General features: G+C 66.7%; 7 protein-coding genes, 1 tRNA gene and 1 riboswitch. Of the genes, 1 reads left to right on the top strand and 7 read right to left on the bottom strand.

Annotated features, from left to right (window positions below):
• Window positions 1–108: 108 nt before the first annotated feature.
• The 3 genes from ACXJ16_RS06965 to ACXJ16_RS06955 all read right to left on the bottom strand — a co-directional run bounded on the left by ACXJ16_RS06965 (window position 109) and on the right by ACXJ16_RS06955 (window position 2,563).
• Complete coding sequence (locus ACXJ16_RS06965) at window positions 109–1,359, bottom strand: ATP-binding protein (RefSeq protein WP_292636639.1); 1,251 nt, start codon at window positions 1,357–1,359, stop codon at window positions 109–111.
• Between the two features lie 217 nt (window positions 1,360–1,576).
• Window positions 1,577–1,651: transfer RNA gene (locus ACXJ16_RS06960), tRNA-Asn, on the bottom strand.
• 132 nt (window positions 1,652–1,783) lie between these two features.
• Complete coding sequence (locus ACXJ16_RS06955) at window positions 1,784–2,563, bottom strand: NAD kinase (protein ID WP_054435868.1); 780 nt, start codon at window positions 2,561–2,563, stop codon at window positions 1,784–1,786.
• A 143-nt stretch (window positions 2,564–2,706) separates the two neighbouring features.
• Between ACXJ16_RS06955 and ACXJ16_RS06950 the strand changes: the two genes are divergently transcribed.
• On the top strand, window positions 2,707–4,035 hold the full coding sequence (locus tag ACXJ16_RS06950) for an EAL domain-containing protein (protein ID WP_463921663.1): 1,329 nt from the start codon (window positions 2,707–2,709) through the stop codon (window positions 4,033–4,035).
• On the opposite strand, the gene ACXJ16_RS06945 is transcribed toward ACXJ16_RS06950, so the two are convergent.
• The 4 genes from ACXJ16_RS06945 to mfd form a co-directional block, all read right to left on the bottom strand.
• On the bottom strand, window positions 4,032–5,528 hold the full coding sequence (locus tag ACXJ16_RS06945) for a PepSY domain-containing protein (protein WP_463921661.1): 1,497 nt from the start codon (window positions 5,526–5,528) through the stop codon (window positions 4,032–4,034). The genes ACXJ16_RS06950 and ACXJ16_RS06945 overlap by 4 nt on opposite strands.
• A gap of 3 nt (window positions 5,529–5,531) precedes the next feature.
• Window positions 5,532–7,550 (bottom strand): TonB-dependent receptor plug domain-containing protein, encoded by a 2,019-nt coding sequence (locus ACXJ16_RS06940; RefSeq protein WP_463921660.1) that lies wholly within the window; start codon window positions 7,548–7,550, stop codon window positions 5,532–5,534.
• A 183-nt stretch (window positions 7,551–7,733) separates the two neighbouring features.
• Window positions 7,734–7,978: riboswitch (cobalamin riboswitch) on the bottom strand.
• A gap of 153 nt (window positions 7,979–8,131) precedes the next feature.
• Window positions 8,132–9,697: a S10 family peptidase gene (locus ACXJ16_RS06935; RefSeq protein WP_054435845.1), complete on the bottom strand. Its 1,566-nt coding sequence runs from the start codon at window positions 9,695–9,697 to the stop codon at window positions 8,132–8,134.
• 123 nt (window positions 9,698–9,820) lie between these two features.
• Window positions 9,821–13,321 carry a transcription-repair coupling factor gene (mfd, locus tag ACXJ16_RS06930; protein ID WP_463921659.1) on the bottom strand — a complete coding sequence of 1,167 codons (3,501 nt, stop codon included), beginning with the start codon at window positions 13,319–13,321 and terminating at the stop codon, window positions 9,821–9,823.
• Window positions 13,322–13,422 lie beyond the last annotated feature (101 nt).

The raw sequence follows: 13,422 nt of genomic DNA, 5'->3' as shown, positions 1-13,422 counted from the left end.
CCGTTTCGGACCTGACCTGTGACGATGAAACGATAACGGCCCGGCATCGCTCGATGCCGGGCCGTTATCGTTTCCGCCTACAGGAATCCTCGCGACCTGCCTCGCCGCCTAGGCCACCGGCACCCGGATCCGCGCGATGAGGCCGCCGCAGGGCGATGTCGCGAAGGAAAGCTGGCCGCCGAACCGCATCATCAGCCGGTGCGCGGTGGGAATGCCCAGCCCGAAGCCCGGCGTATCGCGCGTGCGCGCCTCGTCGAGCCGGAAGAACGGGGTGAGCACATCCTCGAAATGGCCGGGCGGAATGCCGGGTCCGGCATCCTCCACCTCGATGATCCAGCCGCGATCTTCGTGGCGGACGGTGAGGTCTGCGCGGCCGCCGAAGCGGATCGCATTCTCGACCAGTGCGCCGACCGCCAGCGAGAGCGGTTCCGGGAACGTCTCCACCGTGGCGCCGCCTGCCGGAGTCAGCCTGGCGCGATCCTCGTAAGGGGCGATGGCGGCGGCGGCGAGCTGGTCCAGGTCCACAGGTTCCGGTTCCGAGGAGAGGTGCTGCGCGCGCAGGTAGCCCTGGAGCGAGGCGAGCAGGCCTTCCATCTCGTCGATGCTGGACTGCATGATGTCGGCGATCTCGCGGTCCTCGATCAGGTCCGTGGCGATCTGCTGGCGGGAAAGGGGCGTGCGAAGGTCGTGGCTGATCGCTTCGAAGGAGCGGGCCTGGTCTTCCAGCAGGCGCGCGATGCGCTCCTGCATCATGTTCATCGAATGGGCGAGGTCGCGCAGGTCTTCGGGGCCGCTCTCTCGGATTTCCACGCGCTGGCCGTGGCCGATGGCATCGGCGGCCTGGGTCAGGCGGCGGAGCGGGTTGGTGAGCAGCCGCAGCGCGACGAGGCCGATGGCGATGCAGGCCAGCGCGGTGCAGAGCATCAGCACGCTGGCGCGCAGGGCGATCGGCCACATGGACGTGATGTCGCGCGAGCGGAAGTTCAGCCACTTGCCGTCGGCGAGGCGGATCGAGCCGACGAGATCGCGTTTGCCGCCGTGAGCGTCGGAAGTGGCGAGATGGAGTTGCCGCGCGGCGAGCGAGGGTTCCCATTCGATGACTTGCCCGGCGATTCGCTCCAGCGTGTCCGAATCCGTCGTGACGGAAACGGCGGGTGCGGGGGCGAATTCGGCCTTGAGGTGGCCGGTGGTCATGATCGGTGCGGCAAGATCGGGGTGAAGCGCGTGGATGCGATCGCTGACGACGATGAGTTCGGCGATTCGGCGGGCATGGTCTGCGCGCAGGGTCTGGCGGTCGATGGCCTGGTAGAGCAGCAGGCTGCCCACGAGTTGGACCACGCCCAGCGACAGGAAAACCACGGCGGCTAGAACCGCAAGACGCGGAAAACTGATTCGGGGCAACACCATTCCTCTCGCAGAGCGCCCGATTCTTATACGCGATCTGCGGCGACGCCCGAAATCAGCGCTCTCACCGGAGAGGCCGTTCGTCAATGCGGAGTGATGTGTGGGAAACGTTTTGATACGCGCGCCTTGCGCCGAGCCATTTCTTCATGCCTTCCGTGGAAGGAGAAGAAAGTGGCTCCCCGAGTAGGATTCGAACCTACGGCCATTCGATTAACAGTCGAATGCTCTACCGCTGAGCTATCGGGGAGCAGCCTGTCAGTGTTTCCACCGCCGGGCAGGAGTGCGCCTATAAAAGGGGTCCTCCGGGTTGGCAAGCGCTCTGTGCGGAAAATGTCGAGAAAACTTTTCCACAGGGCAGGCGCCCCATTCGGGCAATTCCTCAGACCTGGAACTGCTCCGCGAAGATGCGTTCCTCCAGCGTGAAGCCGGGGTCGAACAGCAGGGTGAGTTCCTTCTCGGGATTGGCGACGATGCGCACGGTCCGCACGTCGCGCACTTCCTTCTGGTCGGCCACGGCGGCGACCGGGCGCTTGCCGGGTTCCCGGATGCGGAATTCCACTTCGGCGCTTTCGGGCAGGATGGCGCCCTTCCAGCGGCGCGGCCGGAACGGGCTGAGCGGGGTGAGGGCCAGCATGCGCGATCCCAGCGGCAGGATCGGGCCGTTGGCGGAAAGGTTGTAGGCGGTCGATCCCACGGGCGTGGCCACCAGTACACCGTCGCCCACGAGTTCCTCCATGCGGACCTTGCCGTTGATCGTCACTTCCAGTTTGGCGGTCTGGCGGGTTTCGCGCAGCAGCGAGACCTCGTTGATCGCGTAGTAGACGAATTCGCGGCCATCGTGGCTGGTGGCATGCATCTGCAGCGGGCGCACCGGAACCTCGTGAGCTTCGGCGATGCGCTCGGCGATGGCCACGCCGTCATGCGGGCCGTTCATGAGGAAGCCGACCGTGCCCAGGTTCATGCCGTAGACCGGCTTTATCACGTCGCGGTCGAGCATTTCGTGCAGGACGTGGAGAAGAAAGCCGTCTCCGCCGACGACGACGAGAATGTCCGCCTCCACCGGATCAACCCAGGGGTGCGAGCGGCGAAGTTGCGCGGACCCGAGTTGGGCCTTGGCGCTGTCCGACACGATAAGCGCCAGTTTCGGTTCGTCAGCCATCGAATTCCCCAGCAACATTTCGTCCGGCGGGATCGGTCAAGGCCCGGATTGCGGGCACCTGTCCCATTTTCATGCGGTTTTTCACGCTGCGGACCTTTCGAATTTTGCATCGTTTGGCAAGGGCTTTGGCTATAGCGGGGGCGATGGTTGAAAGACGCAAGGGGCGGCCGCAGCGCCATGCCCGCAGGCTCGAGGACAGGCTGACCGGAATTCCCGGGCTCGATGCCGTGCGCGAACGGATCAACGCATGGCGCGCCGATGCCGAAAGCGCGCCGCAACATGCTCACGTCCACGCCATGCTGCTGGCCCTGCGCCGGCTCGACGCCATCAACATGGCCTATGGCGAAACGGCCGGTGACGGCGCGCTTGAGGAAGTGGCCAACCGCGTGGCCCATTTCGCGGGCGAGGAACTGGACGGCCCGTGGCTGCTGGCGCGGGCGGGCGGCGGTTCCTTCGTGCTCGTCGCCAACGAGGCGTGCAGCCGGGAACGCTGGCAACTGGTGGCGGACCAGCTTGCCGATGCCATCGCCCGGCCGATCGCGCTGCCGACCGGCGTGCTGCGCCTCTCGCCCCGTATCGCCCTGATCCGCGCGCTTACGGAGGAAAGCGTCGATTCGATGCTCGACCGGCTTGGCCACGCGCTTCACGATGCGCAGGACCAGACCGCCACGCGGCTGGGCTGGGCTGATGGTGAAGTGACGCCGCCGGGGCGTTCGGCGGCGCAGCTCGAAGCGGACCTGCTCGGCGCGATCGACCGGGACGAGATCGAGATCCTGTTCCAGCCCCAGTTCAGCCTCATCGACGATTCGTTGACCGGGGCCGAAGCGCTGGCCCGCTGGAATCACCCCCAACTCGGCCGCATCGGTGCCGGCGCGCTCTTCGCCATTGCCGAGCGGGCGGACCATATCGGACCGCTTTCGCGCCATATCGCGGCCAAGGCTCTGGCGGCGGCAGGGGGCTGGCCGGGGAACCTGCGCCTCTCGATCAATGTCACCCCGGCCGACCTCGCCTTCGGCACCTACGTTCGCCAGATGCTGGACCTGATCCGCGAAAGCGGTTTCCCCCCCCGGCGGCTGACGCTGGAGATCACCGAACAGTCCCTGATCGCCGACGTTACCCAGACGGCGCAGATGATGGCGGAATTCTCCTCGCAGGGTATCCGCATCGCGCTTGACGATTTCGGCGCCGGTTTCTGCAATTTCCGCTATCTCAAGGTCTTGCCGATCCACTATCTCAAGCTGGACCGCGCGATGATCGACGGCATCACCACCGACAAGCGCGACGTGGCGGTGCTGCGCGCCATCGTCGCCATGGCGAAGGCGCTGGACCTCGAAGTGATCGCCGAGGGTATCGAGGAAGAGGCCCAGCGCAAGGTCGTCGCCCGTGAGCATTGCGCCTATTATCAGGGGTTCCTGCGCGCGCAGCCGATGTCGACGGCGATGTTCGCCAAGCTCGCCCGGGTGGAAGCCTAGCGAGATCCGGCGGGGCGTCTGCGCCGGCGCCAGCGGCGCCAGTCACGAAGGACCTTGTTCCATGCCATCCACGTCCCCGTCGCGCAGACGAGAGTGACGGCGGCCAGCAGGGGAAGCACCACGAGATCCCACCAGGGACGCTTGCGCAGCACCGGGAAGTCCAGGCTGTGCAAGCCGTCCTGGAGCCAGCGGTAGCTGCGCCCGTTGCGATCGAAAGCGCGCAGCAACTGGCCGGAGGCGGCATCGATGTAGAGCCGCGTCTGTTCGCCGTCCTTCAGCACCGCGCGCCAGACCGGCAGGCGGGCGGGGGACTTGCGGCCGTAATAGTAGGCGTCCTCCTCATCCAGCAGGTCCAGCGAGCCGAGCTGCGGCGTGCCCGCCAGCGCCGCGCGCAGTTCCTGCTCGCGCAGGGGCGCGGCAGTTCCCTTCGCGTCGAAGCGGCGGGTCTCGCCATCGGCGTTCACCGCGAGAAGGAACATGCGCCCGCCGAGCGGCGCGGTCTCGATCCGCACCGCGGTACCGGCCCGTTGTTCCGAGACCTTGGCGGCGGCGGAAAGGGCGCCGCGCATCTCGCTCCAGCGCGGCGTGCCGGCAAGGCGCTGGCGCTCTGCGAAGCCGCCCATGCTGTCGAGCAGGCCCCATGGGTTCATGGATAGCAGTCCGCTCGCCGCCCATGTCAGCGTCAGCAGGCCGAAGAACAGCCCGAACACGTGGTGCCACCACCACAGGCCCTTGTAGGGCGATCCGATCGTGCCGTCTCGCCGCCGCCGCACGCGCACGATACCGGCCCAGATGCCGGTCATGGTGAGAAAGCATCCGGCCAGCGAGGTCCATATCACGACCTGGCTCCACAAGGCGCCGTCCTGCCGCAGGATCGTGGGATAGAGCCAGTGCGGCACCGCGCCCAGCCAGCCCCAGAACCGCTGGAACCGCGTGGTCCGCTGCACCACTTCGCCCGATGTGCCAGAGATGTAGATTTCGGTTCCGGCCGGATCGCCATAATCGGCGCGGTAGAGCGGGGCGTTGCGGCGATAGGTCTGGACGGTCCACTGGTCCATCCCGGTTTCGGTCAGGGGCTGGGCGGACGAGGCGATCCCGTGGCCTTTCGCGAAGTCGGCGGCGATCCGGCGCAATTCGGCAGGCGAAGGCGGCCCGAGCGGGCGGCCGGTTTCCAGGTCGAAGGCGGCGGGCGTGGTTCTCATCTGCGGGATCGGGCGATCCGCCGATGCGGCCGGAACCACGCGCAGGACCGGGCGACCGGCGCGCATTTCCACGCGCGCCGAAGTTATCGGGATGTCTGCGGGAATATCCACCGCTCCCAAGGCGGCCTGCGCCGGCAGGCGCAGGGGCGCGAGCCCCCGCACCTGCGCTCCGGGTTCGAGCCTCGGATAATCGACGTAGATCATCACGAAGCCGGACAGGCACCACAGCGTCATCAGCAGGCCGACGAAGACGCCGAGCCAGCGATGCGCGATCAGGACAGCGCGGGGCATGGCCTAGAAGCTCAGCCCGTAGCTCACCCGCAGCGTGCGCGGCACGCCCCGGTTGAAGTAGAGGAAGCGGCTGTTGCTCCCGTCAAGCGCGCCGGCATCGGTGACGGCGGAGGCATAGCCGCGCGTGGCATAGGCCTTGTCGAACAGGTTCTCGACATTGACGCCGAAGCGATTCCGGCGCGCCTCGCCGTCGACGTAGAAGTGGCCGCCGAGATCGACGAGTACGTAGTTGCCGTAGTTCATCCGCCCGAAGCCCGATGCGGTGGACCAGACATCGCCGATCCAGTTGACCGCCAGGTTGGCGCCGAATGGCCGGTCTTCCGGGGAATAGGCCAGCGTTCCCTTGGCATATTGCGCGGGATTGCGGTCCCGCTGGACCGAACTGCCCTCATTGCGGACGCGGGCATGAGTGTAGCTTGCCGCGAGGCTCCAGCCGCTTTCCAGCTGCGCCGTCACTTCCGCTTCGGCCCCTTGCGAACGGACCTTGTCGCGCACGTTGATGTAGGTGCCGTTGGGATAGGCCGGATCGTCGTAAGTCGAATCGATGAGGTCGGTGATGCTGCGGTTGAAGTAGGTCGCCTTCCAGCCGAAGCGGACACCCGGCAGGGTCGCCGCGCCGCCCAGCGATGCGTTGAGATTCACGCTGTGCTCGGGCTTGAGGTTCGGGTTGCCGGTTTCGCAGCAGGGGTCGTTGCCGTAGAGCTGGGAGGCGTCGGGCAGGACGAACGAGGTGCCGCCATTCGCCTCCACATAAAGCGCTTCGGCAAAATCGTAGCGGCCCGAGACGTTCCAGATCGTCTTCCTTGCGCCGTCCGTGCGGTTATGCCGCAGCCCGGCGGCGATCCGGCCCTTCGAGGATATCTCGTCGGTCGTGCGGATCTGCGCGATGGCGGCGTGGACCTGTTCGCTGGTCGGCGCGATCAGCAGCACGTCGTCCCGGCCGGAGAAGTTCTGGAAGTCGTAGCCCAGCAGGTACTCCAAACCCCGGTGCGGATGCAGCTTGACCACCGCGCTACCGCCCCAGTCGCGGTAGCCCCAGAACGTGCCTGCCGGGTAGATCACTTGCGGATCGTGATCGGGAAGCGAGTTGCGGATCTGGATGTAGGCGGTCTTCCAGTCGTGGAAATAGCCCTTGAGGAAGAACTGCACGGTGTCGCTGCCGGTATAGTCCAGCCGGGCGCTGGCGATCTCCTCGTTGCGGTCGTTCCGGCTCTCGCGGATGCGGGTGGGCGAAAGGTTGTCGAGCTTCGCCTCGGTGTGTTGGTACTGGAGATTGAGCGCGAGATCGGGGGCGAGGTCGTACTGGTACTTGAGGCCTGCGGACCACAAGTCGTAGCCGAGCCGGCGATCGGTAAGGCTGGGCTGGTAGGCGCTGTAGGGCATGTATCCCTCGGAGCGGTTGCGCGAGGCATAGGCCACGAACCGATGCCCGCCCGCCGCGCCGCGCAGGTAGCCGTCGAAGCTGGTGCCGCCCCACGAATCGACCGAGGCGTTGACCTGCCCGTTGAAGTCGTCCGTGAAGCCGCGCGTCACCACGTTGATGATCCCGGCCGAGGCCTGGGTGCCGTAGAACAGGCTCTCGCCGCCGCGCAGCACCTCGATCCGCTCGATCATGCTGGCGGGCAGGGTGTCGTTGGGCGAGGTACTGCCGTAGAGCCGGTTGTTCAGCCGGATGCCGTCCATCGTCCAGAGCACGTCCTGCGTGCGCGAACCCTGCAGCGAGACATCGACGTAAGTGAACGGCCCGTTGCGGCCGCGAATGTAGAGGCCGGGCACCGAATCGAGCGCTTTCACCACGTCCACTGCGCCGCTGTCGCGAATCTGCCTGCCCTCCACGACGGCCATGTCGTTGCCGTAGCGGGAAAGTTCCTGCGGCAGCGTTTCCTCAAGGCTCTGGCCGGTGACGACGATGGCGCCGTCCTCGCCGTCGCCGTCGGCGCGTTCCCCGGCGAAAACCGGCGTGCTCCAGGCGAGCGCCAGCGCCGCGGCAAGCGCCGCGTGCGAAACCTTTGCGAAATTCATCTTCATTCCCCTGCCGGGCGCCAGCGATCCGAAGCAGGGGACTGCCGTTTGCGAACGGCCGGCGCACCGACCGGCCGGGCGCCCATGGAAAGGCGACCGTTCAGCGCACCGTGCGGCCCCTGCCGCTCGTTCGTCGCTCAGACGGAGAAATCACCGTGCCCCGGCCATCCCCTGGACCAAAGCAAGAGCGACCGGACGCCGGCAGGTCTCCTGGCTCACGGGTCATCGCTTGATGCACGGCCTTCCCAGGCCTCGCAGGATTTAGCGTCCGGCCCAGTGGCTGCGGCATGGGCGCCTTGCCCGCCGCGTGATGTACATCGCGCTCGCCGCTTACAGTTGCAGGGACAGCCTCGGATTCGAAGGCGGCAAAGCCCTCTCACCGCGTTCCCTATTAAGCCTCTTTCGAGGCACCGACGCGATCATTCGCCCGGCTCGTCAGACGAATCCGGGCGGAAGCGCTGGTAGCGGGCGATGCGGGCGGGGGCAATCCTCCATGCGCCAGTCACCGCCGCGGCGTTCGGGATGGAGGGAAATCGGGGGGAGAGCGGGGCGGCGGATCGTCGCCGCCCCGCAAGAGGATGTCAGCGCGCGCCCTCGGCGTAGTAGCGCTCCATGTCGAGGCGCATCTGGTGCAGCGCCTCGGGGTTCAGATAGACCATGTGGCCTGCCGGATAGTACTTGAACTGCAGGTTCTGGCGCAGCGCCGGCGCCAGCATCATGTGCTTGAGGTCGCGCTCGGTCGAGAAGAACGGCGTTGCCATGTCGTAGTAGCCGTTGAGCGAAAGCACGCGCAGGTGCGGGTTGATGCGCATCGCGGTGCTGAGGTCTGCGGTCACGTCGGCGACGTTCTGTTTGCGTCCGGCGGGCGGCTCATGCGTCCAGTCCCAGTCCACCGGGCCGCCCTCGCGCGCGCTCAGGCGGTAGTCGAGATCGGTCTTGTAGCCGAGCGTGGTGGTCAGCTGGTCAAGGAAGCTGCCGACATAGAGGCCGCTGATCGCGGTGTCCGAAGGGTCGTACTCGGGGCTTTCACCGGCCGCATCGGCATCGAGACCCTTGTAGCGGCCGTCGAAGCGACCCACCGTCTCGCGCCCGCCGCGCAGCAGTTCCTTGCGGAAACGGCCGAGATCGACGCGCAGGTTCGCCTGCTTCACATAGTCCACCGAAAGGCCGGTGAAGCGGCTGAGCTGGCGGGCTACGGCGTCTTCCTCTTCCGGGGTGATGTCCTGGCCCTTGGCGAGCGCGGCGGCATAGGCGCCGTTGGCGAACTGGCGGGACTGTTCGACGAACTCGTCCACGGTCGCCGGACGATCCGCCACGCGGCCGTGATACCAGGCGACGGCGGCATAGGTGGGCAGGTAGCCGACGTAGATATTGTCGAAGCCGCTCTGGCGGATGCCGTAGTTCATGATCGACGAAAGTAGCACCACGCCGTTCAGCGCCATGCCGCGATCCTCAAGCTGGTAGGCCAGCGCGCCCGAGCGGGTCGTGCCGTAGCTTTCGCCGAAGATGTACTTGGGGCTGCCCCAGCGCGCGTTCTTGGTGGTGTAGCGGATGATCGCCTTGGCGAAGGCATCCACGTCCTGGTCCACACCGTAGAAATCGGCAGGCTTGGCATCGCCCAGGGCGCGCGAATAGCCGGCGCCCACCGCGTCGAGGAAGACCATGTCGGTGCTGCCGATCAGGCTGTCGGGATTGGGGCCGACGTCGAAGGGCGCGGGGCGGACGGCTTCGGGGTTGCCGGTGCGCACATGGTCGGGCGCGAAGCTGCCCATGCGCAGCCAGAGGCTCGCCGAGCCGGGGCCGCCGTTGTAGAAGAAGGTGACGGGGCGGTTTTTGCCCGGCGCGGTATAGGCGGTGTAGAACACGCTCGCGGTGGGCTTGCCCTGCGCGTCGCGGATGGTGAGGGTGCCAGCGGTGGCGGTATAGGCGATCGCCTTGCCGTCGACCCGGGCGGTGCCCTTGCTGGTCTTCGTCACTTCTTCGACCGGGGCGCTGGCCCAGTTCGCGGCCACCGCTTCGGCGGTCTTCTCGGCGTGCTGCTTGGCAGCGTCGGGAGCGTCGGACTTCTGGGCCAGCGCCGGCTGGGCCAGCGCGATCAGCGAAGCGAAAGCGAGGGTTGCGGGGGCCAGGGGCGAGGGAAGCCTCATCGAAATTCCTTTGTTTTTTCGCGAACCGAGCTGCTTTTCCTAACGGCTCGCCTCACGCGGGCAAGGCTTCGCCGCAGGGAAAACGCCGGTTTTCCCGAAAATCGTATACCGGGCGCCTGAGGCTCAGGCCTTGCGCGCGATGGAGGCGAGGCCCTTCGTCAGTTGCAGCAGCCCGTTGAGGCGGGACTTGGGATCGCCCCATGCGCGCTGCACCACCAGCTTGTTGTCCGGCCGCAGCTTCACCGTTCCCTGAAGGCGCTCGGCATAGGCGATGAGGCCCATCGGGTTGGGGAAGCTGTCGTTGTGGAAGCTGACCAGCGTGCCGCGCGGGCCGACGTCGATCTTGGCGATATGCGCCTCGATCGCCTGCCGCTTGATCTGGATGAGCTTCACGAGGTTCGACGTGGCGGAGGGTAGCGGGCCGAAACGGTCGATCATCTCGGCCGAGAGCGATTCGATCTCGTCCTTGCCCTCGGCATCGTTGAGGCGGCGATAGAGCGCCATGCGCACCGCAAGGTCGGGAACGTATTCCTCCGGGATCATGATCGGCGCTTCGACCGTGATCTGCGGAGACAGCCCCGAAGTGTCCTTCTCCAGCCCCACGCCGCCCGCGCGGGCGGCAAGGATCGCGTCCTCCAGCATCGACTGGTAGAGTTCGAAGCCGACTTCGCGGATATGGCCGGACTGTTCGTCGCCCAGCAGGTTGCCCGCGCCGCGAATGTCGAGATCGTGGCTGGCAAGCTGGAAGCCCGCGCCCAGCGAATCGAGGTCGCTCAGCACCTTGAGGCGCTTCTCCGCCACTTCCGAGAGCGCGCGGCCTGCGGGCGTGGTGAGATAGGCGTAGGCGCGCAGCTTGGACCGGCCCACCCGGCCGCGCAGCTGGTAGAGCTGGGCCAGGCCGAAGCGGTCGGCGCGGTGGATGATGATGGTGTTGGCACGCGGAATGTCGATCCCGCTTTCGACGATGGTGGTCGACAGCAGGACTTCGTACTTGCCTTCGTAGAAGGCGCTCATGCGCTCTTCCACCTCGCCGGCGCTCATCTGGCCGTGGGCGGATATGGCCTTTACCTCGGGGACGTGCTTGGCCAGCCATTCCTCGACTTCGGCCATGTCGGTGATGCGCGGCACGACGATGAAGCTCTGGCCGCCGCGATGGTGTTCGCGCAGCAGGGCTTCGCGCATCACCATGTCGTCCCATTCCATCACGTAGGTCCGCACCGCGAGGCGGTCCACCGGCGGGGTCTGGATGGTCGAGAGTTCGCGCAGGCCCGACATCGCCATCTGCAGCGTGCGCGGGATCGGCGTGGCGGTGAGGGTGAGGACGTGAACGTCTGCGCGCAGCTGCTTGAGGCGCTCCTTGTGATTGACGCCGAAACGCTGCTCCTCGTCGACGATGACAAGGCCGAGGCGCTTGAAGTTCACCGATTTCGAGAGGATCGCATGGGTGCCGCAGACCACGTCCATGGTCCCTGCGGTCAGCCCGTCGCGGGTTGCCTTGGCTTCCTTTTCGGGCACGAGGCGCGAAAGGCGGCCGACTTCGAGCGGGAAGCCCGCGAAGCGTTCGGCGAAACCGGAATAGTGCTGGCGCGCGAGCAGGGTGGTCGGCGCGACCACGGCAACCTGTTGTCCCGCCATGGCGGCCACGAAGGCCGCGCGCAGGGCCACCTCGGTCTTGCCGAAGCCGACATCGCCGCAGACCAGGCGGTCCATCGGCTTGCCCTCGGCCAGATCGCCCAGCACGTCGTCGATGGCGTGTTCCTGGTCCTCGGTTTCCTGCCAGGGGAAGCGGTCCACGAACTGGTCGTAGGAGGACTTTTCGGGCAGCAGCGCTGGAGCGACGCGCAAGGCGCGCTCGGCGGCGGTCTTCATCAGTTCGCCCGCGATCTCGCGGATGCGTTCCTTGAGTCTTGCGCGGCGCTTCTGCCAGGCTTCGCCGCCCAGCTTGTCCAGCGCGACACCTTCGCTCTCGCTGCCGTAGCGCGAGAGCACGTCGAGATTCTCGACCGGGATGTAGAGCTTGTCGCCGCCCGCATATGTCAGCATCACGCAGTCATGGGGAGACTTGCCGACCGGGATCGACTGGAGACCTTCGTAGCGGCCGATGCCGTGGTCCATGTGGACGATCAGGTCGCCGGGCGTCAGCGCCGCCAGTTCGGCAAGGAAGGCGTCGGAATCCTTGCGCTTCTTCTTGCGGCGCACGAGACGGTCGCCGAGAATGTCCTGCTCGGTGACGACTTCGACGGCATCGCTCGAGAAGCCGGTTTCCAGCGGTAGCACCAGCGCGGCGCTGCGGCCCTGCACGGCAAGGCCGAGCGCTTCCTGCCAGGTATCCGCCAGCTTGGGTTCCGGGCCCTGTGCCTCGCCAAGGATCGAGACGAGACGCGCGCGGCTGCCGGTGGAATAGGCGGCGAGGATCGCCTTGCGGCCGAATTTCGCCACGGCATGGAGATGCCTGGACGCCGCTTCATAGGCATTGTCGCCGCGCGCACGCTCGGGCGTGAAGTCGCGGGCATTGCCGAAACCGAAATCGATGACCTTGGCGCTTTCCGGCTGCGCGAAAGGATCGGCGCGGTGGACCGGGAAGGCGGATACCGCCTGTTCGAATTCCTCGCGCGAGAGATAGAGCGCGTCGGTTGCCAGCGGGCGGTACGATCCCGCCTTCTGGCCCGAGGTTTCGAGACGGGCCTTGTGATAGTCCGCGATGTCGGTGAAACGCTCGTCCGCGGCGCCGAGCGCGGGACTGTCGATCACCAGCAGGTCGTCGTCCGAAAGGTGATCGAACAGCGTGACCAGCCGGTCCTCGAACAATGGCAGCCAGTGTTCCATGCCCGCAAGGCGGCGGCCGTCGCTGACCGCCTGATAGAGCGGGTCCGCCGTGGCATTGGCGCCGAACATCTCACGGTAGCGGCTGCGGAAGCGCTTGACGCTGTCATCGTCGACCAGCGCCTCGCTTGCCGGGAGCAGCAGGTGTTCGGGCACCGATCCGGTGGAACGCTGGGTGCCGGTGTCGAACAGGCGCAGCGTTTCCAGCTCGTCCCCGAAGAAATCCAGCCGCAGGCCGCCCGAACCGTTTTCGGAATTCAGCCCCGAAGGCACGATATCGAAGATCGACCCGCGCACCGCGAATTCGCCCGCGTCGATCGCGGTGTCGCTGCGCTGGTAGCCCTGGCGGCGCAGCAGCGCGATCAGGCTTTCGTGGCCGATATCGAGGCCCGGCTTCAGCAACCGCACCGATTCGCGGATGCGGAACGGCGTCAGCACGCGCTGGAGCACGGCATTGGCCGTGGTGACCAGCAGCTGCGGGCCGGTGCGCTTCAGCTGGAGCCGGTGCAGCGCGGCCAGACGGCGGGCGCTGACCGAAAGGGCAGGGCTGGCGCGGTCGTAGGGAAGGCAGTCCCACGCGGGAAATTCGACCACATCCAGTTCCGGCGCGAAGAACTGGGCGGCATCCGCCACGGCGCGCATGGCGCTTTCATTGTCGGCAATGAAGACCGCGCGGCCGGCTTTCGCGGAAGCGTCCGCCGCCCGGGCTATGTCGGCCATGACCAGCGGCTGGGCACCCCGCGTTACCGACGAGAGCGTAAGGGGCGTGGTCGCCGCGAGAATGCGATTGAGGTCGATCATGCTTGTCGTGCGGGGCCTTCGACAGGCTCGGGCTGAGCGGGTTCGGGAGTGTGCTTCATTCTCCGCCCATGCAGAGTCCCGAACGTGTCGGGGAATCGCAG

The organism is Novosphingobium sp. TK71 (genome assembly GCF_055361505.1).
This window is presented reverse-complemented; position numbering and strand designations above follow the sequence as displayed.

Coding starts and splice junctions, on each gene's coding strand:
- ACXJ16_RS06950 (WP_463921663.1), top strand. CDS start 2,707: ATGGTTGAAAGACGCAAGGGGCGGCCGCAGCGCCATGCCCGCAGGCTC.
- ACXJ16_RS06940 (WP_463921660.1), bottom strand. CDS start 7,550: ATGAATTTCGCAAAGGTTTCGCACGCGGCGCTTGCCGCGGCGCTGGCG.
- mfd (WP_463921659.1), bottom strand. CDS start 13,321: ATGATCGACCTCAATCGCATTCTCGCGGCGACCACGCCCCTTACGCTC.
- ACXJ16_RS06935 (WP_054435845.1), bottom strand. CDS start 9,697: ATGAGGCTTCCCTCGCCCCTGGCCCCCGCAACCCTCGCTTTCGCTTCG.
- ACXJ16_RS06955 (WP_054435868.1), bottom strand. CDS start 2,563: ATGGCTGACGAACCGAAACTGGCGCTTATCGTGTCGGACAGCGCCAAG.
- ACXJ16_RS06945 (WP_463921661.1), bottom strand. CDS start 5,528: ATGCCCCGCGCTGTCCTGATCGCGCATCGCTGGCTCGGCGTCTTCGTC.